The following is a 22,330-nucleotide window of genomic DNA, read 5'->3' on the forward strand; positions in this document are numbered from 1 at the left end:
ACAGGCTCTTGATATCGGCTCTACTTCACCGCCAGCGCCAGGTTGCCGATCTCGTCGAGATAGGCGCGGATGTGATCCGCATTCTGCCCGAAATCGCGGTCGCCGAAGCGGGTGGCGGAGCGCACGTCGATCCGGGTGCCGTCGGCCCGCGGGTGCAGCCGCACCGTGACGTCGTAGGGCAGGCCGAGCAGGCGCGAGCGCACCACCGCCTCGATGCGGCCGTTCCCGGCCCGGCCGCCGGGCCTGTAGGATTCCACAACCTGCCACTTGCGGTTCTGCGCCGCCTTCATGGCGAGGGCGAAGGCCTCGTCGGGGCCGAGATCGAGGGTGAGCGGCGCGATCTGCGGGTAGGCCTCGCGCTGCAGGGACCGGGCAGCGGGACCGGACTCGCGCGGCATCCGCCAGCCGCGGGCCTCCCAGGCGGCGCGGGAGCGCGAGAAGGCCGGCGGGGTCTCGACGTCGGTCGAGACGTCGGTGAGCGGCGGCAGCATGAGGCCGCGCACCGTCATGTAGGCCGGGTAGGCCAGCACCAGGACGGCGAGCAGCAGGCCGCCGACCGCGACGCCGAGGCCGCGGGCGCCCTCGCGCCAGATCCGCACGAAGGCCGCCAGGGCGAGCAGCACCGCCAGTACCGCGACCCCGACCCCGGAGCCGAGGACGGCCAGCGCCGCGTCGGTCTCCGCCCGCGGGTCGCGCACCAGCAGGAGGGCGATCCCGACCACCGCGAGGGCGAACCAGGCGAGGCGCAGGGCCCAGGGCGCCGCCCGGGTGACGGGTTCCTCGACGATCAGGCGGCGCATGGGATGACGATCGGGGCGGAGATCCGGGGCTGGCGGCGCATGAATCCGTCGGGTCGCGGCCGCGCCGGGACGGGCGGCCTTGGAAGTTCCGATGTATCGCCCCGCGCCCGCCGGCGCTACCGGGCGCCCGCCACGGTGAACCGGCGAATCGCGGTGCTGCGGGATGCAGGGCACCCGCGCGATCGACGCCGTTTCCCAAACCCCGCGACTTGCTCTAGACGGCGTCAGGTTCTCCCGATCCCAGGTTCGCCCATGTCCGCCGCCGCCCTCCGCCCCGTCCCGCGCCCCGGTGTCCTCGAGATCGAGGCCTATGTCCCGGGCAAGAGCGCGGCGCCGGCCGGCGTGACGCTGCACAAGCTCTCCTCCAACGAGACGCCGCTCGGCCCGAGCCCCGCGGCGATCGCGGCGATGCAGGAGACGGCGGCGCATCTCGAACTCTATCCCGACGGCGCGGCCACCCAGCTGCGCCAGGCGATCGCGCAGAAATACGGGCTCGACCCCGCGCGCATCGTCTGCGGCGCCGGGTCGGACGAGCTGCTGTCGCTCCTGACCTACGCCTATATGGGCCCGGGCGACGAGGGGCTCTATTCCCAGTACGGCTTCCTGGTCTACCGCATCGCGATTCTGGCGGCGGGCGGCACGCCCGTGGTGGCGCCGGAGCGCGACTGCACCACCGACGTCGACGCCCTGCTGGCGTCGGTGACGGACAAGACCCGGATCGTCTACCTCGCCAACCCCAACAACCCGACCGGCACCTACCTGCCCTTCGACGAGGTGCGCCGCCTCCATGCCGGCCTGCCGAAGACCACGCTGCTGGTCCTCGACGCGGCCTATGCCGAGTACGTCCGGCGCAACGACTACGCCGCCGGCCTGGAGTTGGTGGCCGAAGCCGAGAACGTCGTGATGACCCGCACCTTCTCGAAGGTGTACGGGCTCGCCGCACTCCGCATCGGCTGGATGGTGGCCCCGGCGGCGATCGCCGACGCGGTCAACCGCATCCGGGGGCCGTTCAACCTGGGCGCCGCGGCGATCGCCGCCGGCGCCGCCGCGATGGCGGACGACGCCCACATCGCCAAGGCCGTGACCCATAACGACGCGTGGCTGCCGAAGGTGACGACGGCGCTCGAAGGCCTCGGGCTCACCGTGACGCCGAGCGTCGGCAACTTCGTGCTGATCCACTTCCCCGAGGAAGCCGGCCGCACGGCGGCGGAGGCCGACGCCTACCTCACCGCCCGCGGGCTGATCCTGCGCCGGGTCGGCGCCTACGGCCTGCCGAACGCGCTGCGCATGACGATCGGCACCGCCGAGGCCAACGAGGCGGCGGTGGCGGCCCTGACCGAATTCATGCAAGGTCCGGCTTCTCGGAAGGGCGCCGCGCGTGGCTGAGGCGTTCCGGCGCCTGGCGCTGGTCGGCCTCGGCCTGATCGGCTCGTCGCTCGCCCGCGGCGCCCGGGCCGCCGGGCTCGCCGACAGCATCGTCGCCATCGACCGCGATCCGGCCGTGATCGAGCGGGTGCGGGCGCTGGCGCTCGCCGACGAGGCCACGACCGACCTCGCGGCGGGCGTGCAGGGCGCCGACCTCGTGATCCTGTGCGTGCCGGTCGGCGCCATCGGGGCGGTGGCGGCGGAGATCGCCGGGGGCCTGGCGCCCGGCGCGATCCTGTCCGATGTCGGCTCGGTCAAGGCGGCGGTGGTGGCGGCGGCGAGCCCGCATCTGCCGGCGAGCGTCAGCTTCGTGCCCGCCCACCCGGTCGCCGGCACCGAGCATTCGGGGCCGGATGCGGGCTTCGCCACCCTGTTCCACGGCCGCTGGTGCATCCTGACCCCGCCGGAGGGCACCGACCCCGCCGCGGTGGCGCGGGTGCGGGGATTCTGGGAGGGCCTCGGCTCGGTCGTCGAGACCATGACGCCGGCCCATCACGACCTGGTGCTGGCGATCACCAGCCACGTGCCGCACCTCATCGCCTACAACATCGTCGGCACCGCCGCCGACCTCGAGACGGTGACCCAGTCCGAGGTGATCAAGTTCTCGGCCGGCGGCTTTCGCGATTTCACCCGCATCGCCGCCTCCGACCCGACGATGTGGCGCGACATCTTCCTCACCAACAAGGACGCGGTGCTGGAGATGCTGGGCCGCTTCAACGAGGACCTGGCGGCGCTCGCCCGCGCCATCCGCTGGGACGACGGCGAGGCGCTGCACGCCCTGTTCACCCGCACCCGGGCGATCCGCCGCGGCATCGTCGCCATGGGCCAGGAGACCGCCGAGCCGGATTTCGGCCGCCGCAGCGGCGGGCCGAAGGCGGCCGAGTAGGCCCTTGCCGGGCGGGAACCGTCCGGCGTCTCAAGCTTTGCCATAAGCGTTGCCGTTTCGTCGTCTTCGTCGGATACTCCCCGGCGAGGCGGCCTGGCGAAACTCGCGATTCGGCGAAACTCGTGGTGTGATGATCGTGTCCCATCGATCGAACTGGATGCGCGGCAAGTGGGCGAGCGGGCTGGCGGTGGCCCTCATCGGGGCGCAAGCCGCGGCCTGCGCGTCGCTGCCGCGCACGCCCTACACGGCGGCCGAGGCGGCCGCCGCCACCGTGCCGGGCCAGGCCCCCGACGTACGCTTCTGGGCCGACGGCTCGGCCCGCAGCTTCGCCGCAGTCGCCGACCAGGTGAAGGCCTCGCGCGAGCCGTTCAGCTACCTCGCCCTCTCGGGCGGCGGCGGCGACGGGACCTACGGCGCCGGCGTGCTCAACGGCTGGAGCGAGACCGGCCGGCGGCCGAACTTCACCATGGTCTCGGGCGTCTCGACCGGCGCGCTGATCGCGCCCTTCGCCTTCCTGGGGCCCGCCTATGACGGGTACCTGCGCGAGATCTACACCAGCGGCGAGGCGGCGACGCTGGTGCGCTCGCCCAACCCCCTGAACGTGCTGATCGGCGACGGCCTGTTCGGCGACGCGCGGCTGCGCGACCTCGTCGGGCGCTACGTCACGCCCGACCTGCTGGCGGCGGTGGCCGAGGAGCACCGCAAAGGCCGGCGGCTCCTCGTCGTCACCACCAACCTCGATTCGCAGCGCGCCGTGATCTGGGACATGGGCGCCATCGCGGCGAGCGGGCAGCCCAACGCCCGCGACCTGTTCCGCGACGTGCTCACCGCCTCGGCTAGCGTGCCGGCGGTCTTCCCACCGATGCTGATCGACGCCCAGGCCGGCAACCACGCCTTCCAGGAGATGCATGTCGACGGCTCGGTGGTGACCCCGGTCTTCACCCTGCCCGAGGCGTTCCTGACCCAGGACGGGCGCATCGCCGCGAGCCGCGGCAAGCCCAACATCTACGTCATCATCAACGGCCGCATCGAGCCGAGCTTCGACGTGGTGCCGAACGGCACCCTGCCGATCGCGGTGCGCTCGCTCTCGACCGTCGGGCGCTCCCGCGCCCGGGCGACCCTGGCCAGCACCCAGGCCTTCGCCCGACGCAACGGGATGGGCTTCAACCTGACCTATATCGACCGGCGCATCCCCGAGGTGCCGGCCTCGCAGGGCTTCGACACCGGCTATATGCGCCGGCTCTACGACGACGGCTTCCAGAAGGGCAGCAGCGGCGGGGTCTGGCAGTCGACCCTGCCGCGCGACGGCGAGCCGGCGGTGCCGACGCTGGCGCTGCGCTAGAGCACCGCCCGATCGTTGATTTTGCCGCATTGTCTGCGACGCCCCGACGCTCACTTCGTCGGGAAAATCTTCTCATGGAGGCACGGCCTTGGCGGGACAACTCGAGGGCAAGGTCGCGGCGGTCACCGGCGCGGCCTCCGGCATCGGCCTCGCCAGCACCGAGGCGATGCTCGCGGCAGGGGCCCGGGTGGTCCTGGTCGACCGGGACGAGCAAGCCCTCGCAACCTTGCGCGCGCGGCTCGGCGAGGCCGCGATCCCGCTCGCCCTCGATCTCCTCGACCCGGCCGCCTGCGCCGGGCTGCTGCCGCGCATCCTCGGCGCGGCCGGCCGCCTCGACATCCTGCACGCCAATGCCGGCACTTACGTCGGCGGCGACCTCGTCGATGCGGACAGCGCCGCGATCGACCGGATGCTGAACCTCAACGTCAACGTCGTGATGAAGAACGTGCACGACGTGCTGCCGCACATGATCGCGCAGCGCTCCGGCGACATCATCGTGACGAGCTCGCTCGCCGCCCACTACCCGACGCCGTGGGAGCCGGTCTACGCCTCGTCGAAATGGGCGATCAACTGCTTCGTCCAGACGACCCGGCGGCAGGTGTTCAAGCACGGCATCCGGGTCGGGGCGATCTCGCCGGGTCCGGTCGTCACCGCGCTCCTCGCCGACTGGCCGGCCGAGAAGCTGGAGGAGGCCCGCGCCTCCGGCAGCCTGCTCGAGCCGGCGGAGGTGGCCGAGGTGGTGATGTTCATGCTCACGCGCCCGCGCGGCATGACTATTCGCGACGTGGTGATGATGCCGACGAACTTCGATCTGTAATATGTCCGCGACATCGGTTCGATCGACGCGACATCATCGAGACCACCGGCCCAGGATGCCGACGCATCAGGCCGGCGGTCTCCGCCGGGGCGTGAAAGCGGAACCGCTTCCCGCTCACTCCCCCGAGCCGTACCAGGTGAAGTGCTTCTTGATCGGCTCGATCACGTCCCAGGTGCCCGAAAAGCCCTTCGGGGTCACGAAGGCGTCGCCGGCGCGGTAGGTCTTCGAGGAGCCTTCGGCGTCGGTGACGATCACCACGCCCTTCAGGATCTGGATGAATTCGGCCCGGCCGAAATCGATGTGGAACTTGCCGATCTCGCAGGTCCAGATGCCGGCGGCGAACAGGTTGTCGGGGCTCGTGTAAACATAGGTAACGGTCTGGACCGGATCACCCGACAGGATCTCCGAGTGCAGCACCGAGTAGCGCTCCGCCGGGGGTTGCACGGCCGGGAAGTCGACGGTCGTCTGGACCGGCCCGTCGAAGCGGGGCCGCCCAGGGCGCCGCAGGAACGGCACCATCCGGGCGAGGGGCATGGCTCCCATGTAGGCGAGGAGCGGACCGGACGAGGTGATGAGCTGCTTGATGATAGCCAAGATTATCCCCCGGATTGACAGCGGCCGGTCACCGCGCCCTGTTCGCGATGCCCGATAGACGAACCGCCCGCCCTTAACAGAAGGCTGCGGCGATGCTTCGAAGTGGTCGGCATGCGCCGAAACACGCCAGAAACAGTTAAGGGATTCTCGCCGGGCCTGCGATCAGCCAATAGGGGACGGTGCGGTGCGCCGACGCCCGTCAAAAGCGTGCGAGTTGTGGGGATTCCTTCCGCTTTCTGTTGGCGTTGGAGGACCGACACGCTTAGATCGCGCTGCGGCGTGAGGTTGAAGTATGGGTGCGGTCTCGTCTCGGTTGCGGCGCCTGGGCCGGGGACTGGCGATGGCGGCCCTCCTGTCCGGCGGCGCGGCGGCGATGTCCTCCGCGGCGGACCGCGCACCGCCGAGATCCCCGGTCCGGTCCCCGCAGCCGTCTTGGTCCCCGCACATCTGGCCGGCGGCGCGCGGCCTCGTCGACCAGAGCGGCGCCCCGCTCGACGAGGCTCGCTTCGCCGGTCGGCTGCGCCTGGTCTATTTCGGCTACACGCGCTGCCCGGACCTCTGCCCGACGGCGCTGATGACGATCACTCAGGCCCTCGACGAGCTCCCGCCCGTCCTGCTCGCCCGGCTGGTGCCGGTGCTGGTCGCCGCCGACCCGGAGCATGACGGCCCGGGGGTGCTCGCCCGCTATCTCGACACCTTCCACCCGGCCATCGTGGCGGTCACCGGCCCGGTCGCGGCCATCGACGGCCTCGCGGCCACGTTTGGTGCCACGATCCGGCGCCATGACGGCGTCGTCGATCATCCGACCGACCTGTTCCTGGTCGGCCCGGCGGGCAACCTGCTCGCCCGGCTGCCGAACGCGATCACGCCGGATGCCCTCGCCGCGACGTTGCGGGCCGCCCTGTCTCCGTAGGCTGTTTTGGCAACATCTTGCTGCATCGCACGATCAATTTTGCATCGCACCAAGCAGACGCGACATCAGGAGGCCGTGAGCTGCCCTCTCTGCTGCACGAAGCGGGTTGACGGCGCGGGCGTCTCGGCTACTCATAGAGAAAATCATAAGAACTAAGAACGTTTCCACCGGGAGGAACGATGGATCGCGCAGAACGGCGCGCGCCGAGGGCCGAGCACGGGCTCGACCGGCGCAGCGTGGTGTTGGGGGCCGTGGTGTGCTGCGCGGCGGGGGGCGCCGCCTGGGCGGGGCCCGAGGATATGCTGCCGCAGAAGGGCGACAGACTGGTGCTCGGCGACGGGGCGAAGGCGGGGCGACCGGTCACCCTGGACGAGCTGCCGGTCGGCGGCGACCTCGTCGAGGCGGTGGCGGTCGATCCCCAAGGGGTCAAGCGCGAGGGGTCGCGCTTCGCCAAGATCCTCCTGGTGCGGGTCCCGCCCGATCAGGTCGCCGAGGACCAGCGCGCCCACGCGGTCGACGGTGTGATCGCGCTCTCGGCCATCTGCACCCACCAGGGCTGCACCATCTCGGGCTGGAGCCACGAGACCGGGCGCCTGAGCTGCTTCTGCCACCATTCCGAATTCCTGCCCGCCCAGGGCGGCCGGGTGGCGAAAGGGCCGGCGCGCAAGCGCCTGCCGGTGCTGCCCCTCGCCAAGGGCGAGGGCGGCGCGCTGATGGTCGCCGGCGGCTTCGTCGGCAAGCCGGGACCGGGCCCCGCCTGAACGGGACCCGAGGGGATGGCGGCACGACCCGCGCCGTCACGCCTTCGAGCACGACCGCAGCGCTGCCGCCCTGCCGCGCCGAAAAGAACGGCAGCGCTGCTGCGCCGCCGTTCCGACCCCGAGACCCGCGCAGCAACGACGCGGGGCCGGACAACGACACCAGGGTCTGAGGAAATGCCGGGCCGGCTCGCGCCGGCCCACCGCCTTCGAGGAGAGCAGCATGTCACGTCTCGTTCGAGCCAGGGGCTGGCTCGCCGCGGTCGCGCCCTGTGCGATGGCCCTGGCGCTCGCGGCCGCACCGGTCCAGGCCGGCCAAGCCGACGGAAAGGCCGCCGACGGAAAGGCCGCCGACGGAAAGGTCGATTACAAGCCGGTCACCGACCAGCGGCTCGCCAATCCCGAGCCCGAGAACTGGCTGCAATACCGGGGCAACTACCAGAGCTGGGGCTATTCCCCCCTCGACCAGATCACCGCGAAGAACGTCACCAAGCTCGTCCCGGCCTGGAGCCTGTCGACCGGCGTGAGCGAGGGCCACCAGGCCCCGCCGATCGTCAATAACGGCGTGATGTTCGTCACCACCCCGCAGGCGCAGGTGATGGCGATCAACGCCCGCACCGGCGAGATCCTGTGGCGCTACCAGAAGGAGCTGCCGCCGGAGCTGTCGCAGCTGCACCCGACCAATCGCGGCGTCGGCCTCTACGGCGACAACGTCTACATGACCACCACCGATTCCTGCGTCGTCGCGCTGGGCGCCACGACCGGCAAGGTGAAGTGGGAGCAGTGCGTCGCCCCCTGGAAGGACGGCTACTACATGACGCTCTCGCCGCTGGTGGCGAAGGGCAAGGTCGTGGTCGGCGTCTCCGGCGGCGAGTACGGCGTGCGCGGCTTCATCACGGCGCTGGATGCCGAGACCGGCAAGGAAGCCTGGAAGACCTACACCGTGGCCGGCCCCGGCGACCCGGCGGCCGATACCTGGAAGGGCGACGCCTGGAAGACCGGCGGCGGCTCGGTCTGGATCCAGGGCAGCTACGACCCGGCGGCGAACCTCGCCTATTTCGGCACCGGCAACGGCGGCCCGTGGACGCCGGACGCGCGCCCGGGCGACAACCTCTACACCTCGTCGGTGGTCGCCCTCGACCTCGATACCGGCAAGATCAAGGGCCATCACCAGTATCACTGGAACGACGCCTGGGACTGGGACGAGGTCTCGGCGCCCGTGCTCATCGACATCGAGCGCGACGGCAAGAAGATCCCCGCCGCCATCCATGCCGGCCGCAACGGCTACCTCTGGACCCTGGAGCGCAGCAAGGACGGGCCGTTGAGCTTCGTCGACGGCAAGCCGTTCGTCTATCAGAACGTCTTCTCGTCCCTCGACCCGAAGACCGGGCGGCCCGCTTACGACCAGTCCAAGATTCCGGGCATCAACCGTCGCGCCGCGTTCTGCCCCGGCCTGTGGGGCGGCAAGGACTGGCCGCCGGAGGCCTACAACCCGAAGACCGGGCTGTTCTACATCCCCTCGAACGACAACCTGTGCTCGGAGTTGGCCGGCGCCCAGGCCGGCACGCGCAAGCCGGGTGAGCTCTATATCGGCATCCCGATCGACGAGGTGCTGAACTCGCTGCGCCTGCGCGACGGCGTCGACACGTCGAAGCCGTTCGCCATCGGGGCGATCCAGGCCTGGGATCCGAAGACCGGCAAGCGCGTGTGGCAGCACGACTTCCAGGATTCGGCGAACTGGGGGCCGCTGCTCACCACCGGCAGCGGGCTGATCTTCGCCGGCGGCACCAGCGACCGGAAGTTCCGGGCGCTCGACGGCACCACCGGCAAGGTGCTGTGGGAGACCCGGCTCAATTCCGGCGTCACCGGCGTGCCGTCGAGCTACATGATCGACGGGATCCAGTACGTCGCGGTCCAGGCGGGCTGGGGCGTCGATGCCGAGCGCATGCTGACCGGCATCAACGCCCTGATCCCGGAGGAGCGCCGGGTCAGCGTCCTGCCGCAGGGCGGGGTGATCTGGGTGTTCCGGGTCATGGGCGAGGAGGCGGCGGCCAAATGAGGCCGGGCCTGACGGCGCTCGGGACGTGCCTCGGGTTCGCCGCCGCCCTCGCGGCGGCGGCCCTGCCCGGACCGGCCGGCGCGCAGGCGCCGCAGCCGACGACATCGCAGGAGGGGGCCGAGCGCCCCCTCCCCTCGCAGCCCGACGCCCTCGTCGCCTACGTGACGAAGGCCCTGAACGACCACGACCTGCCCGCCTTCGAGCGGCTGGTGAACTGGACCGGCACCCGGGCGCAGCGGAAGCGCCTCACGCTCTACCAGATCCGCTCCGGCTTCGGCCGGCCGATCCGGCAGGCGAGCCTCGAGCCGATGCCGGGGGACGGCCTGGCGGAGGCGACCTCGCGCGGCACCCTCAGGGCCAACATGCCGGTGACCGAGCGGTTGCGGGTGGTGTTCGACGAGCCGCCGGTCGAGGGCGACGCGCCCCCCGCCAGCGTATTCCTGGTCGGTCGCGAGGGCGGCACCTACCGCATCGCCCTCCTGGTCCCGACCGGGCCGCCGAAGGGCAAATGACCTGAGCAAGCGAACCGGCGGCGGACAGGACGCCGGTCCGCGCTTGACCGCGGGCCTCCGGGCGGCGCAAGCGTATGGAAATATAGTTCCGCACCGGAGGAATCGCCGATGGACTTCACGCTCTCCCCGCGCATCGAGGAGTACCGCGCCCGCATCGCGGCCTTCGTCGAGAGCGAGATCCTGCCCGTCGAGGCCGATCGCAGCACCTGGGACGAGCACGAGAATATCGGCCCCGAGGCCCTGGCGGCGTTGCGCGCCAAGGCGAAGGCCGCCGGGCTGTGGTGCCTCCAGCTCAAGCCCGAGACCGGCGGCCAGGGCCTCGGCAGGGTCGGCATGGCGGCCTGCTATCCCGAGATGAACCGCTCGATCTTCGGGCCGGTCGTGTTCAACTCCGCCGCCCCCGACGACGGCAACATGATGGTGCTGGAAGCGCTCGGCACGCCGGAGCAGAAGGCGCGCTGGCTGGAGCCCATCGTCTCGGGCGCCGTGCGCTCGGCCTTCGCCATGACCGAGCCGCATCCCGGCGGCGGCTCCGACCCGTCGATGATCCGCACGAAGGCCGAGCGCCAGCCGGACGGCTCGTGGCGGATCACCGGCCGCAAGTGGTACATCACCGGTGCCGAGGACGCGGCCCACTTCATCCTGATCGCCCGCACCTCGGACGATCCGCGCCACGGGCTCACCGCCTTCCTGTTCCACCGCGACCAGCCGGGCTGGGAGATCGTCCGGCGCATCCCGATCATGGGGCCGGAGGAGCATGGCGGCCATTGCGAGCTCGCCTTCGACGGGCTGACCATCAAGCCCGAGGACGTGCTCGGCGGCGAGGGCAAGGGCCTGAAGGTGACGCAGGTCCGCCTCGGCCCGGCGCGCCTGACCCATTGCATGCGCTGGCTCGGGCTCGCCGGCCGTTGCGTCGAGATCGCCCAGGACTATGCGGCCAAGCGCGAGGGCTTCGGCGTGCGGCTCGCCGACCGCGAGAGCGTGCAGCTGATGCTCGGCGGCCTCGCGATGGACATCGAGATCGGCCGGCTCCTGGTGATGCGCGCCGCCTGGGAGCTCGACCAGGGCCGCTTCGCCCGCAAGGAAGTGTCGATGGCGAAGGTCCACGTCGCCAACACCCTTCACCGGGCGGCCGATATCGGCATCCAGATCAACGGCGCCCGCGGCTATTCCAAGGACACGGTGCTGGAATGGATCTACCGCTACGCCCGCCAGGCGCGGCTGGTCGACGGCGCCGACGAGGTCCACCGCATGGTGCTGAACCGCCACCTCGAATCGGAGGGGCGCGGCTTCTTCGCCTGGCCGACCGCCGAGGCGTGATACGAAATCCGGAAGTAATCTTCCGGGTCTCGTATCACCAGCCCGCGCGGCGCCTGAGCGAAGCCGATTTCCGCATTGCGAAGCAATCAGTCGAACTCGTATGCGGCCCCGGGATTCGAGTTCCAAGGCCTGAGAACCGTTCCGGCGGAGACCTGCTAAGGCTCTCGGCCCCGAGACCTCGTTCGAGCTGCCGATGCCCGCCCTCCATCCCGACGTCCAGGCCCTGCTGGCGATGCTGCGCGCCGCCGATGCGCAGCCCCTCGAATCGCTGCCGCCCGAGGCGGCGCGGCGCAGCTACATGGCCGGGCGCCGGGCCCTGCAGCCGCCGCCGGATCCGGTGGCGCAGATCCGCGACCTCGCGGCGCCCTCCCCCGCCGGGCCGGTGCCGCTCAGGCTCTATCGCGGCGAGGGCACGGCGCCGGAGGCGGCCCTGCCCTGCCTCCTCTACCTGCATGGCGGCGGCTGGGTGCTCGGCAACGTCGACTCGCACGACTGGGTCTGCCGGCGGCTGGCCAACCTGACGAAAGCCTGCGTGATCTCGGTCGATTATCGGCTGGCCCCCGAGCATCCCTTCCCGGCGGCCGTCGAGGACGCGGCTGCGGCGCTCGCCTTCGTGGCCGAGCGGGCGGAGGGCTTGAGCGTCGATCCGGCGCGCCTCGCGGTCGGCGGCGACAGCGCGGGCGGCAACCTCGCGGCGGTGCTGGCCCTGATGGGCCGCGACGGCACCGTGCCGCAGACGGCGATGCAGGTGCTGCTCTACCCCTCCCTCGATCTCGGGCTGACCAGCGAGGGCTTCGAGCGCATCACCGCGGGCCAGCCGCTCACCGCCGGCACGATGCGCTACTTCGTCGACCACTACGCCCCCGAGGCCGGCGACCGGACCGACTGGCGCGCCTCCCCGGCGCGCGCCGCGAGCCTCGCCGGCACGGCGCCGGCCCTGGTGCTGACCTGCGGCCACGATCCGCTCTGCGAAGAGGGGCGCCTCTACGCCCACCGCCTGGAGCGCGAGGGCGTGCCGGTCACCGCGCTGCACCTCTCCGACCAGACCCACGGCATCCTGACCATGAGCCGCCTGGTGCGAACGTCGGCCACGGTGCTGGCCTTCGTGGCCGAGGCGCTGCTGGAGCGCTGGAGCCTCGGCGCGGATGGAGGGCGCGGCGGGCGCTGACGGTACACGGTCGAGCCGGACCGGACTTCCTGCCTCCGGACTTGGTCGAGGATCGGGAGTGGAGCCAGCGGTCGTTTCCAACGACCGTCGGTCTTACAGGATGCGATCCGAGAAACGATCGGGGGCGACCCAGCAGGTCTCGCGCCGGCCGAACAGGCGGTAGCGGTTGCGCGCGACGAACCGGTAGACGGGATCGCGCAAGGCGGCCGGCACGATCCGGGCGATTCGGGCCAGGCTCCAGGGACATCCGAGCGTCTCCCAGATGTGGAGGACCGCGTCGCTGTCCCGGCGCATCCGGTCCCCCTCGAGCACGAGCAGGGTCGCAGGATCGCCCGGATCCATGCCGTGCCGACGACAGAGGGCGCGGCCGACCTCGCCCTGCATCGCGGCGAGGCGGAACCGTGCGGCGCGATCCCGTTCCAGCACGAAGCGCGCAAGGGCCGAGCACAGCACGCACTCGGCGTCGAACAGGATGATGGGGCCGGCGGAAGCCGGCGCCGTGCGGGCCGTCGTCATGCGCGGATCGTAGCCAGGCCCCCCTTCGTGAGGGAAGCTCACGGGGCGAACCGGGCCGGCCCAGAGCTTAGTCCGCCTCGCGGGGCGCGCGCTTGGCCGAGGACTTAGCCGGGGAAATGGCCGCAGGCTTGCGGCGGGGCTTTGCCGCCGGCTCGGCGGCCGCCTCGGGCTCGGGCTCGGGGACCGGCTCGGGCGCCTTCGCCTCGCGGGTGATCATCTCCACCATGCTCTGCGGCAGGCGGACGAAGTGCCCGGTGCCGTGGCCGGACCGATCGAGGATCTCGGCGAAGACGGGCTTGTGCGGCTCGTGCCCGGCCTCGCCCAGCGCGCAGGGGCGGCGCGGCAGGGCGCTCAGCTTCGCGGCGAGTTCCTTCGGCACCAGTGCGTTCACGCCTCACCCTCCCGTCTGCCGGACAGAGGGGAGATGTAGGACCCACAGGGTTAACGATCGGCTGCCGCCCGCGCTGGAGGAGCGGATGGACCCGGGACGTCCGGGGCGCCCGTGAAGGCGCCATAGGAGCGGCGCAGGACGTCGCCGTCGAGGCCGTGGCCGATCAGCACCAGGCGGGTGCGGGCCTCGCCCTCCGGCCAGGCGGGCAGGTGCCGCGGCGGATGGACGAGGTGCTGCACGCCCTGGATCACCACCGGCGTCTCGGCGCCCTCGACCGCCACCAGGCCCTTGAGGCGCAGGATCCGGGTGCCGTGCCGGTTGAGCAGCATGCCGAGCCAGAGGCCGAACCGGGTCCAGTCCACCGGCCCGCTCTCGATCAGCACCGCCCCGACCGTTCCGTGCGGCGCCGGGATCTCGGTGCATAGCCAGCGCCGGGCGCTCGCGGCCCCCGTCGGGTCGTCGGTGAGGAGGGCGGCCTCCGGCGCGTCGTCGAGGGCAAGATCGGTGACCGGCGCCATCGGGTTGAGGGCGGCGAGCCGCGCCCGCAAGGAAGCGGCTGCCTCGGGCGTCGCCAGGTCGGTCTTCGACAGGACCAGCCGGTCGGCGCAGGCGGCCTGCCGCACGGCCTCCTCGTGAGTGTCGAGGGTGCGGGCGCCGTTCACCGCATCGACGACCGTGACGATGGCGCCCACCGCGAAGGCGTGGCGCAGGACCGGATCGGCCACCAGGGTGGCCACCGCCGGTCCGGGATCGGCGAGGCCGGTGGTCTCGATCACCACCCGGCGGAAATCCGGCACCAGGCCGCGGCGGCGGCGGTCGTGCAGGTCGATGAGGGCCGCCTTCAGGTCGCCGCGGATGCTGCAACAGACGCAGCCGCCGCGCAGCAAGGCCACCTCGCCCTGCAACGGCTCGACCAGCAGGTGGTCGAGCCCGACCTCGCCGAACTCGTTGATGAGCACCGCCGTGTCGCGCAGGTCCGGCCAGCGCAGCAGGCGCGAAAGCAGAGCGGTCTTGCCAGCGCCGAGAAAGCCGGTGAGCAGGGTGACGGGGGTCACCGCGCCTCCAGGGCGGCGATGGTCGCGGGATCGAGGGGATCGCACGACCGCCCGGACAGGCGCTCCGCCGCCGGCCACAAGGCGCCGAGATGGTCGATCACCGCGCTCCGCCCGGTGCGGCCCGACAGCGTGTAGCGGCCGCCCCAGGCGGCGAGGCGCAACCCGTAGAGGCCGAGCACCCGGTTGGCGGCGGTCGCCCGGGCCCGCCGCTCGGCCTCGGGCGGGACCGTGCGGGCGAGGCCGTCGCTCCAGTGATCGGGCGCCCCGAAGGCGCCGCACAGGCTGCACATCGGGGCGCTCAGGATTCCGGCCGCGCCGTGCCCTCGAACGGGAAGCGCTTCGCGAAGTCCTCGGCGATCGTCTCCATCGTCACGAAGCGCACGCCGTCATGGGCCTTGAAGTGCTGGAACAGGCGCTCGTGCATCTGCAGCACGTGCGGCTTGCCCGAGACGTCGGGGTGGATGGTGATCGGAAAGACGGCGTAGTCGTAATTGTCGTAGACCCAGTCGAACTGATCGCGCCACATCTGCTCGATGTCGCGCGGGTTGACGAAGCCGTGGCTGTTCGGCGCCGCCTTGACGAACATCATCGGCGGCAGGTCGTCGAGGGTCCAGGAGGCCGGGATCTCGATCAGCCGGGTCTCGGTGCCGTGCTCGAACGGCCGCATCCAGGTCGAGGGGTGCTGCGCGTAGTCGATCTTGGTCCAGGATTCGTCCACCCGCACGTAGTAGGGGTGGTGGTCGTTGTGCATCAGCGAATGGTCGTAGCGGATGCCCTTCTTCTGCAGGAGCTCGTTGGTCTTTGGCCCGAACTCCCACCAGGGCGCGACGTAGCCCCGGGGCGGCTGGCCGGCGAGGTCGGCGATCAGCCCGACGCACTTGTCGAAGATCGCCTCCTCCTGCTCGGGCGTCATCGCGATCGGGTTCTCGTGGCTGTAGCCGTGCATCCCGATCTCGTGGCCGGCCGCCGCCACGGCCTTCATCTCCTGGGGAAAGGTTTCGATCGAGTGGCCGGGGATGAACCAGGTCGTCTGGATGCCCCAGCGGGCGAACATCCGCAGGAGCCGCGGCGCCCCGACCTTGCCGGCGAACACGCCGCGGGAGATGTCGCAGGGGCTGTCCTCGCCGCCATAGGACCCGAGCCAGCCCGCCACCGCGTCGACGTCGACGCCGTAGGACACGAAGATCTCTTTCGCCACGCCGGACTCTCCCCGCTGCCTTCCGCCATCTGACAACCTGCGGGGCCCGAGGGTCAAGCGGCGCGGATCGCCGCCGCGCTTCGACGAAACCGGTTGACCGCGCCACGCCGAATCCGTAGAGCGTTGGCCACCGGAGACGTGGCCGAGCGGCTGAAGGCACTCGTTTGCTAAATGAGCAAGCCCCGAAAGGGGCTTCGAGGGTTCGAATCCCTCCGTCTCCGCCACGACCCTGTTCGTGGCCATTCGCCGCTGCATCCTCAAGCATTGTCGGAACAGCGCATTCGCCTCAACTTTCACGCTCGCCGAAGCCATAGCAGGCGCCCGCGAGCCGCTGGCCGAGGGCCTGGGCCCGATTGAAGTTCGGCGCGCTCGCGATGATGCAGCCCGCTTCGAGACGGCGAAGGCCACCACGTTCCGCCAGTGCGCGGCGGACCCACGCGACGCACGGCGCGCAATGGGCCGCCCCCTCGACAGCGACGCCGATGCGTCAAGCATCCTGGGCCGTTGGTATGACGGAACTTTCCTCGGTCGCTTCCTGGTCAGCGCTCTCCACAACGCCTGTCCAGAACGCCGGCATATGCCGTGGCAAGCCGAAAGGTTATTCTTCGGCAGGTCTGCCCGTCGAATCACGCCGGCGCTGCATTGAAACAGGCCAGGGCGGCAAGGCGCATGGTCGATCCTGGCTCGACCTGTCTCGATATTACAGATCCGTCACCGCTTGTCGTCGCTGTCTATTCAAGGCGGCGCGCAACGCCTGCGCGACCTGTTCTGCCGAATACGGCTTGCGCACCAGATCGAAGCCGTGCGCGTCGTCGCGAGCGAGCACGTCGCTGTAGCCGGTCGTCAGGATCACCGGCAGGGTCGGATGTTGCGATCGCAGCTTTCGCGCGAGTTCCACGCCACCCATCCCGGGCATCACCACGTCCGAGAAGACCGCGTCGAATCGGAACGGTGCGCGTTCCATCTCGGCGAGAGCGGCCTCGGCATGATGCGCCCACACGGTTGTATGGCCGAGATCCTCCAGGAGCTGGGTGCAGAAGCGGCCGACAACAAGATTGTCTTCCACAACCAGCACGCGCAACGTCCGCTCACCAAGGTTTTCCTCGGCGATCGTGTCGCGGGTCTTCTCGACCTGACGGGGCGGATCGACGTGAGGCAGATAGAGCGTGAAGGTCGTGCCGCGGTCGACTTCACTGGCCACGTCGACATCACCGCCGGATTGCTTGGCGAAGCCGATGACCTGGCTCAAGCCCAACCCCGTCCCCTTCCCGACCTCCTTGGTGGTGAAGAAGGGCTCGAAGATCCGCGTCAGCAGCTCGGGCGGGATGCCGGCGCCCTCATCGACGACCGAGACGGCCACGAAGGCGCCGCCCGCGCCGGCATGACCACGGATCGAGGGCAGCGCCTCCCGGCGGGACAGCCGGAGCGAGAGCGTGCCCTCGCCGCCCATGGCGTCGCGGGCGTTCACCGCCAAGTTGACCAGGGCGGTCTCGAACTGGCTCGGATCGACCCGCACGTGACATGGAGCGTCCGGGACCTCGGTGGCGATCCGGATGCGGGCACCCGTCACCGCGTTCAGCATCTGGGCGATGTCGCCGATGCGTGCGCCGGCGTCGAACACCTCGGGCTGCAGAGGCTGGCGCCGGGCGAAGGCGAGGAGCTGGCTCGTCAGCTTGGCGGCGCGGTCGACCGTATCCGCCACGGCTTCGAGATAGCGGGTGCGGCGCTCCTCGGGCAGATTCGGCCGACGCAGGAACTCGACCGAGGAACGGATAATGGTGAGCAGGTTGTTGAAGTCGTGGGCGACGCCGCCCGTCAGCTGTCCGACCGCCTCCATCTTCTGGGCGTGGCGCAGAGCCTCTTCCGCACGGGCGAGCCGCTCCTGGCTGTGCAGCCTCTCGGTGACGTCGTGGGCGTACTGGAAGGCGCCGATCCGTCGTCCGGTCGCGTCTTTGAGCGTCGTAAACCGCGATTCGTAGAGCGTCCGCCGGCGGCCCGGGTCGCCGAACTCCTCGACCCGCGTGAACTCTTCGCCGGAGAGGGCGCGGCTCCAGGCGGCACGCGCCGCGGCGAGGTGCTCGGGGCGGCCCTGCAGCAGGTCGAGAAGGTTGTCGCCGATCCGCGGCCGGACGCCGTAGATCGCGGCGAACGCGTCGGCATAGGCCCGGTTCACGGCGAGGAACCGGTAGTCCCGGTCGAGGGCGGCGACGAGGGCGCCGGTCGTCTCGAACACGTCGGCCCAGAGCTTGCGCTGGGCCAGGGCCGCCTCGGCGCGACGCTCCAGCGTCTCGTTCGCCTCTCGCAGCGCGTCCTCGGCGAGCTTGCGATCGTGGACGTCCTCCACGACCCCGTACCATCGCACGATCCCGCCGCTCTCGTTGCGCCGGGGCCAGGCCCGCGCCCGCATCCAGCGGTACTCAGACGTGCGGGCGATGACGATGCGATAGTCGACATCCACCGGATCGCCCGAGGACAGGGAGGCCGCGAAGGCCGTCATGGTCGCCGGCAGGTCGTCCGGGTGCAGCGCCTTCGCCCAGCCGGAGCCGTCCGGCTCGCCGGCGGCCTGCCCGGTGAGTTCCAGCCACCGATTCGAGTAGGACGTGACGTTGCCGTCCGGGTCGCAGGTCCAGGGCACCTGCGGGTTGAGCTCGACCGTGTGCCGGAAATGGTCCTCGCTCTCGCGCAAGGCGGCTTCGCCGAGAACCCGGTCGGTCGTCTCGCTGGTGACGCAGAACAGGCCGTTGATCCGGCCGTCGTCGTCCAGCACGGGCGAGTAGGTGAAGGTCCACCAGCCGCGCTCGGGCACGCCCTCGCGCGAGAGGTCGAGCATGACGTCGGTGAGCGTCTGGCTCTCGCCGGCCAGCGTGGCGTCCACGAGCGGGCCGATCTCGTCCCAGATGCTCGCCCAGACCTCTCGGAAGGGTCTTCCCAGGGCGGTCTCCAGGCGATAGCCGAGCATCGGCCTGTAGGCGTCGTTGTAGAAGCAGTGCAGGTCCGGCCCCCAGGCGAGGAACATCGCCGTCGGGCAGGCGAGCATCAGCGACAGCGCATGACGTAGAGCGGGCGGCCAGGCCTGCGGCGGCCCGAGCGGCGTCGCCGACCAGTCGCGGGCGCGGATCTCCGCGCCGGTCAGCCCTCCGGCCGGGAGGAAGGAAAACGCGTCAACCACCCGCGATGCAGCCCGCGTGTCCGGAAACGCCGGCCGCCATGTGCATGAGCGTGCCCTCGCCACCCGCGACGACGGTCCGGATCAAGCGGGGACGGAACCTGGCGGGCATGATGGACCCATCACCTCTCGCATGGACGCGCGGCCGTACGTCCCACGACACTATCGGGCATACACACCCCTAACGAGGTTCACCGGCGGGCGGTTTCCCATCGTGCGGCAATGAGCTTCAGGACGGCGCGAGGGTGAGGCCCTCAGGGAGCCGGACGGAGCGCGACCGAGGATCGGGATCGGCCTGGTTCCGGCCATGGGACTCCGCATCGGGTGGAACCAGATCCGCCCTCCACGCCTACCTTTCCATGGACCGCGCCTGCACCAGCGACAGCGAGGCCGCTCGCCTTCGCGCCCTCGCCACATTCCATATGCTCGATACCCCGCGCGAGCAGGATTTCGACGAGATCGCGGAGGCCGCGGCCGAGCTGTACGACGTTCCCATCGCGGTGGTGAATCTGATCGGCGACGGTCGCCAGTTCTTCAAGGCCGAGGTCGGCCTCGGCGTGCGCGAGACGCCGCTCGAAAGCTCGTTCTGCCGGCAAGCGCTGCTGGAGGAGGACTTCCTCTCCATCCCAGACGCCACCCGCGACCCGCGGTTCGACGGCAACCCGCTCGTCCACGGCGAGCCCGGCCTGCGCTTCTACGCCGGTGCGCTCCTGAAGACCGCCGAGGGACACCCCATCGGCACCGTCTGCGTCCTCGATACCAAACCGCACGAGATCACGGAGCGGCAGCGCCGGGGATTGCTGCGGCTCGCCCGCCAGGCCATGGCGCAGATGGAGCTGCGCCGCGCCTTGCGCGAGCAGGCCGAGCAACGCCTCCTGCACGAGCGCATCCTCGACAGCGCCACGGACTACGCCATCGTCGCCACCGATCCGTCCGGACGCGTCACGCGCTGGAACGCGGGCGCCGTGCGCATCCTGGGCTGGTCGGAGGCGGAGATGCTGGGCCGCCCGATCGACGCCGTCTTCACGCCCGAGGATCGCGCCGCCGGCAGGCCCCGGACCGAGATGGCGCTGGCCGTGGCGCACGGCCGCGTCTCGGACGAGCGCTGGCACCTGCGCCGGGACGGCGCCCGCTTCTGGGCGTCCGGCGAGATGATGCCGTTGCGGGCGGAGGACGGAGGCCCTGGGGACATCGAGATCCTGGGGTTCCTCAAGATCCTGCGCGACCGCACGGTCGAGCGGGCCGCCGGTGCGGCGCTGGAGGCGAGCGAGCTGCGCTACCGCTCCCTCGTCGAGGTGAGCCCTCAGGTGGTCTGGTTCGGCAGCGCGGCGGGCGAGGTCACCTACTGCAACGCCTATTGGTACGATTATACCGGCCTGCCCGCCGGAGAAACCGGCGAAGCGAGCTGGATGGGCGTGATCCATCCCGATCATCGCGAAGCCACGCGCCGGACGTGGCTCGCGGCCGCATCGACGGGGCAGCCCTACGAGGTCGAGTTCCCGCTGCGCCGGACCGACGGCCAGTACCGCTGGTTCCTGTCGCGCGCCCATCCGGTGCGCGACCGTGACGGGACCCTGCGCAGCTGGATCGGCACCTCGCTCGACATCCACGAGCGCAAGGTCGCCGAGGAACGCTTCGCGATGCTCACCGAGCTTGCCCCGGCCATCATCTGGTTCGGCAATCCCGACGGGAGCCTCAGCTACCTGAATGACCGGTGGTACGCCTATACCGGTCAGACGCCCGCGCAGGCGCTGCCGATGGGATGGGACGCGCCGATCCATCCGGACGACCTCCCGGCCCTCGTGCTGGCCTGGGAGACGGCGCGCCGGCAGGAGACCGTCTACGACACCGAGGCCCGGCTGCGGCGCCACGATGGGGCCTACCGCTGGTTCCTGATCCGGGCCGAGCCGCTCCGGGACGCCGGCGGCACCGTCGTCGGCTGGCTCGGCAGCAACAGCGACATCCACGACCGACGTCAGGCCGAGGTGGCGCTGCGGGGCGCACAGGAGCAGCTGCGCCTCGCGGTCGAGGCCGCCGGCACCGGCGTTTTCGATTACGACCTCGTCTCGGACGAGTTGAAATGGGATGCGCGCACCCGCGCCTTCTTCGGCCTCGGCCCGGACGCTCCCGTGAACCTGGATGTCTATCTCGCCCGCCTGCATCCGGACGACCGCGAACGCGCGGACCAGGCGGTCGCCGACGCCATCGACCCGGCGGGTGCCGGCATCTACGACATCACGTACCGCACGGTGGCGCCGGAGGACGGGGTCGAGCGCTGGGTGTCGGCCAAGGGCCGGACGCTGTTCGAGGACGGCCGGCCGGTCCGCCTCATCGGCTTCGCCCGCGAGGTCACCGAGAGCCGGCGCGCCGAGCAGGCCCTGCGCGAGACCGAGGAACGCTACCGTCTCGCCGCCCGCGCCACCAACGACGCGATCTGGGACTGGAACCTCGCCACCAACCACGTGCTCTGGAACGAGGCGCTGACGGCAGCCTACGGCTACGCGCCGGAAGCGGTCGAGACGACCGGCGACTGGTGGATCGACCACATCCATCCCGACGACCGCGCCCGCATCGACGTGTCGATCCATGCCGTCATCGACGGGGCGGAGACCGCCTGGAGCGACGAGTACCGCTTCCAGCGGGCGGACGGCTCCTACGCCGACATCCTCGACCGCGGCTCGATCATCCGCGACGCACAGGGACGGGCGACGCGGATGATCGGCGCCATGTTCGACATCAGCGAGCGCAAGCGGGCCGAGGAGCATCAGCGTCTGCTCACGGGCGAGCTGCAGCACCGGGTCAAGAACACGCTGGCCATGGTCCAGGCCATCGCCGTCCAGACGTTCCGCAATGCCGTCGACATGGAGGCGGCCCGCGAGGCGTTCGTCGCGCGCCTGATCTCGCTCGGGCGGGCGCACGACATCCTGACGCAAGCGAGCTGGACCGACGCACCCATCGCGCAGGTCGTCGACGGTGCCCTGGCCGTGCACCGTGGTGCCGCAGCGTCGCGCATCCGGTCCGGCGGCCCGGAGGTGCGCCTGGCCGCCAAGCCGGCCCTGGCGCTGGCATTGGCGCTCCACGAGCTCGCGACCAACGCGGCCAAGTACGGCAGCCTCTCGAACGAGACGGGCAGCGTCGATCTGCGCTGGCATGTGGTCCATGAGGGTGACGCCCCATGCTTCTGCCTTGCCTGGTCCGAGCAGGGGGGCCCGCCGATCCTGGCCCAGCCGGTCCGCCGCGGCTTCGGCTCACGCCTGATCGAGCGTAGCTTCGCGGCAGAGGTCGGCGGCGAGGTCAGGCTGACCTACGCCCCGACGGGCCTCACCTGCCGCCTGGAGGCGCCGCTCGCCTCCATGCAGGACGCGAGCGGCGCGGCGGCCGCGTGAGGCCACGGCCCGGACGCCGTCTTC

Annotated in this window: 20 protein-coding genes and 1 tRNA gene; 13 read left to right on the forward strand and 8 right to left on the reverse strand. The window is 71.0% G+C overall.

Annotation, left to right across the window (positions count from 1 at the left end):
- Positions 1 to 20: 20 nt before the first annotated feature.
- Entirely contained in the window at positions 21 to 800 is a 780-nt protein-coding gene (locus G4G93_RS28075; protein ID WP_165089406.1) for a DUF1499 domain-containing protein, read from the reverse strand.
- Positions 801 to 1,052: 252 nt separating this feature from the next.
- Here G4G93_RS28075 and hisC point away from each other — a divergent pair, with 252 nt between their 5' ends.
- The 4 genes from hisC (at position 1,053) to G4G93_RS28095 (ending at position 5,270) form a co-directional block, all read left to right on the forward strand.
- On the forward strand, positions 1,053 to 2,186 hold the full coding sequence (hisC, locus tag G4G93_RS28080; protein ID WP_165089409.1) for a histidinol-phosphate transaminase: 1,134 nt from the start codon (positions 1,053 to 1,055) through the stop codon (positions 2,184 to 2,186).
- On the forward strand, positions 2,179 to 3,111 hold the full coding sequence (locus G4G93_RS28085) for a prephenate/arogenate dehydrogenase family protein (protein WP_165089412.1): 933 nt from the start codon (positions 2,179 to 2,181) through the stop codon (positions 3,109 to 3,111). Before hisC ends, G4G93_RS28085 begins: the two co-directional genes overlap by 8 nt.
- Before the next feature lie 130 nt (positions 3,112 to 3,241).
- Positions 3,242 to 4,453 carry a patatin-like phospholipase family protein gene (locus G4G93_RS28090; RefSeq protein ID WP_206290069.1) on the forward strand — a complete coding sequence of 404 codons (1,212 nt, stop codon included), beginning with the start codon at positions 3,242 to 3,244 and terminating at the stop codon, positions 4,451 to 4,453.
- 88 nt (positions 4,454 to 4,541) lie between these two features.
- The gene (locus G4G93_RS28095) at positions 4,542 to 5,270 is read left to right on the forward strand and encodes an SDR family oxidoreductase (RefSeq protein ID WP_165089415.1); all 729 of its coding nucleotides are present in this window, start codon (positions 4,542 to 4,544) and stop codon (positions 5,268 to 5,270) included.
- 114 nt (positions 5,271 to 5,384) lie between these two features.
- Here the strand turns inward: G4G93_RS28095 and G4G93_RS28100 are convergent, their stop codons facing one another.
- Positions 5,385 to 5,864, reverse strand: coding sequence for a cupin domain-containing protein (locus G4G93_RS28100; RefSeq protein ID WP_246737071.1), 480 nt, complete (start codon positions 5,862 to 5,864; stop codon positions 5,385 to 5,387).
- Between the two features lie 340 nt (positions 5,865 to 6,204).
- Between G4G93_RS28100 and G4G93_RS28105 the strand changes: the two genes are divergently transcribed.
- The 6 genes from G4G93_RS28105 (at position 6,205) to G4G93_RS28130 (ending at position 12,594) form a co-directional block, all read left to right on the forward strand.
- On the forward strand, positions 6,205 to 6,777 hold the full coding sequence (locus tag G4G93_RS28105; protein WP_165089417.1) for an SCO family protein: 573 nt from the start codon (positions 6,205 to 6,207) through the stop codon (positions 6,775 to 6,777).
- A gap of 179 nt (positions 6,778 to 6,956) precedes the next feature.
- Positions 6,957 to 7,538, forward strand: a complete 582-nt coding sequence (locus tag G4G93_RS28110) for a ubiquinol-cytochrome c reductase iron-sulfur subunit (protein WP_165089420.1) — start codon at positions 6,957 to 6,959, stop codon at positions 7,536 to 7,538.
- A gap of 220 nt (positions 7,539 to 7,758) precedes the next feature.
- Positions 7,759 to 9,594 carry a PQQ-dependent dehydrogenase, methanol/ethanol family gene (locus G4G93_RS28115; protein ID WP_246737072.1) on the forward strand — a complete coding sequence of 612 codons (1,836 nt, stop codon included), beginning with the start codon at positions 7,759 to 7,761 and terminating at the stop codon, positions 9,592 to 9,594.
- Positions 9,591 to 10,106, forward strand: a complete 516-nt coding sequence (locus G4G93_RS28120; protein ID WP_165089423.1) for a hypothetical protein — start codon at positions 9,591 to 9,593, stop codon at positions 10,104 to 10,106. Before G4G93_RS28115 ends, G4G93_RS28120 begins: the two co-directional genes overlap by 4 nt.
- 108 nt (positions 10,107 to 10,214) lie before the next feature.
- Positions 10,215 to 11,426: an acyl-CoA dehydrogenase family protein gene (locus G4G93_RS28125; RefSeq protein WP_165089425.1), complete on the forward strand. Its 1,212-nt coding sequence runs from the start codon at positions 10,215 to 10,217 to the stop codon at positions 11,424 to 11,426.
- Positions 11,427 to 11,619: 193 nt separating this feature from the next.
- Complete coding sequence (locus tag G4G93_RS28130; protein ID WP_165089428.1) at positions 11,620 to 12,594, forward strand: alpha/beta hydrolase; 975 nt, start codon at positions 11,620 to 11,622, stop codon at positions 12,592 to 12,594.
- A 93-nt stretch (positions 12,595 to 12,687) separates the two neighbouring features.
- Here G4G93_RS28130 and G4G93_RS28135 read toward each other — a convergent pair whose 3' ends face one another.
- The 5 genes from G4G93_RS28135 to G4G93_RS28155 form a co-directional block, all read right to left on the reverse strand.
- On the reverse strand, positions 12,688 to 13,110 hold the full coding sequence (locus G4G93_RS28135; RefSeq protein WP_165089430.1) for a thiol-disulfide oxidoreductase DCC family protein: 423 nt from the start codon (positions 13,108 to 13,110) through the stop codon (positions 12,688 to 12,690).
- Between the two features lie 67 nt (positions 13,111 to 13,177).
- Positions 13,178 to 13,501 (reverse strand): hypothetical protein, encoded by a 324-nt coding sequence (locus G4G93_RS36180; protein WP_312892282.1) that lies wholly within the window; start codon positions 13,499 to 13,501, stop codon positions 13,178 to 13,180.
- Between the two features lie 50 nt (positions 13,502 to 13,551).
- Positions 13,552 to 14,556, reverse strand: coding sequence for a GTP-binding protein (locus G4G93_RS28145; RefSeq protein ID WP_165089433.1), 1,005 nt, complete (start codon positions 14,554 to 14,556; stop codon positions 13,552 to 13,554).
- The gene (locus tag G4G93_RS28150; protein ID WP_165089435.1) at positions 14,553 to 14,846 is read right to left on the reverse strand and encodes a hypothetical protein; all 294 of its coding nucleotides are present in this window, start codon (positions 14,844 to 14,846) and stop codon (positions 14,553 to 14,555) included. Before G4G93_RS28150 ends, G4G93_RS28145 begins: the two co-directional genes overlap by 4 nt.
- 8 nt (positions 14,847 to 14,854) lie before the next feature.
- Positions 14,855 to 15,754, reverse strand: a complete 900-nt coding sequence (locus G4G93_RS28155) for a polysaccharide deacetylase (RefSeq protein ID WP_165089438.1) — start codon at positions 15,752 to 15,754, stop codon at positions 14,855 to 14,857.
- Between the two features lie 132 nt (positions 15,755 to 15,886).
- Between G4G93_RS28155 and G4G93_RS28160 the strand changes: the two genes are divergently transcribed.
- Together G4G93_RS28160 and G4G93_RS28165 are read left to right on the forward strand one after the other, a co-directional pair.
- Positions 15,887 to 15,978, forward strand: a tRNA-Ser gene (locus G4G93_RS28160).
- An 11-nt stretch (positions 15,979 to 15,989) separates the two neighbouring features.
- Positions 15,990 to 16,400: a hypothetical protein gene (locus tag G4G93_RS28165; protein ID WP_165089440.1), complete on the forward strand. Its 411-nt coding sequence runs from the start codon at positions 15,990 to 15,992 to the stop codon at positions 16,398 to 16,400.
- Between the two features lie 54 nt (positions 16,401 to 16,454).
- Here G4G93_RS28165 and G4G93_RS28170 read toward each other — a convergent pair whose 3' ends face one another.
- Positions 16,455 to 18,923, reverse strand: coding sequence for a PAS domain-containing protein (locus G4G93_RS28170; RefSeq protein WP_165089442.1), 2,469 nt, complete (start codon positions 18,921 to 18,923; stop codon positions 16,455 to 16,457).
- 356 nt (positions 18,924 to 19,279) lie between these two features.
- On the opposite strand from G4G93_RS28170, the gene G4G93_RS28175 reads away from it, so the two are divergent.
- Positions 19,280 to 22,306, forward strand: coding sequence for a PAS domain-containing protein (locus tag G4G93_RS28175; RefSeq protein WP_165089445.1), 3,027 nt, complete (start codon positions 19,280 to 19,282; stop codon positions 22,304 to 22,306).
- The last annotated feature ends 24 nt before the right edge of the window (positions 22,307 to 22,330 follow it).

Origin of the sequence: Methylobacterium sp. DB0501 (genome assembly GCF_011043735.1) — a bacterium.
In the GTDB taxonomy this organism is placed as follows: domain Bacteria; phylum Pseudomonadota; class Alphaproteobacteria; order Rhizobiales; family Beijerinckiaceae; genus Methylobacterium; species Methylobacterium alsaeris.

Excerpts from the sequence above, each read along its gene's own strand:
- G4G93_RS28090 (WP_206290069.1), top strand. The coding sequence starts at position 3,242 with ATGATCGTGTCCCATCGATCGAACTGGATGCGCGGCAAGTGGGCGAGC.
- G4G93_RS28110 (WP_165089420.1), top strand. The coding sequence starts at position 6,957 with ATGGATCGCGCAGAACGGCGCGCGCCGAGGGCCGAGCACGGGCTCGAC.
- G4G93_RS28115 (WP_246737072.1), top strand. The coding sequence starts at position 7,759 with ATGTCACGTCTCGTTCGAGCCAGGGGCTGGCTCGCCGCGGTCGCGCCC.
- G4G93_RS28130 (WP_165089428.1), top strand. The coding sequence starts at position 11,620 with ATGCCCGCCCTCCATCCCGACGTCCAGGCCCTGCTGGCGATGCTGCGC.
- G4G93_RS28120 (WP_165089423.1), top strand. The coding sequence starts at position 9,591 with ATGAGGCCGGGCCTGACGGCGCTCGGGACGTGCCTCGGGTTCGCCGCC.
- G4G93_RS28075 (WP_165089406.1), bottom strand. The coding sequence starts at position 800 with ATGCGCCGCCTGATCGTCGAGGAACCCGTCACCCGGGCGGCGCCCTGG.
- G4G93_RS28150 (WP_165089435.1), bottom strand. The coding sequence starts at position 14,846 with ATGTGCAGCCTGTGCGGCGCCTTCGGGGCGCCCGATCACTGGAGCGAC.
- G4G93_RS28105 (WP_165089417.1), top strand. The coding sequence starts at position 6,205 with ATGGCGGCCCTCCTGTCCGGCGGCGCGGCGGCGATGTCCTCCGCGGCG.
- G4G93_RS28135 (WP_165089430.1), bottom strand. The coding sequence starts at position 13,110 with ATGACGACGGCCCGCACGGCGCCGGCTTCCGCCGGCCCCATCATCCTG.
- G4G93_RS28125 (WP_165089425.1), top strand. The coding sequence starts at position 10,215 with ATGGACTTCACGCTCTCCCCGCGCATCGAGGAGTACCGCGCCCGCATC.
- hisC (WP_165089409.1), top strand. The coding sequence starts at position 1,053 with ATGTCCGCCGCCGCCCTCCGCCCCGTCCCGCGCCCCGGTGTCCTCGAG.
- G4G93_RS28175 (WP_165089445.1), top strand. The coding sequence starts at position 19,280 with ATGGACCGCGCCTGCACCAGCGACAGCGAGGCCGCTCGCCTTCGCGCC.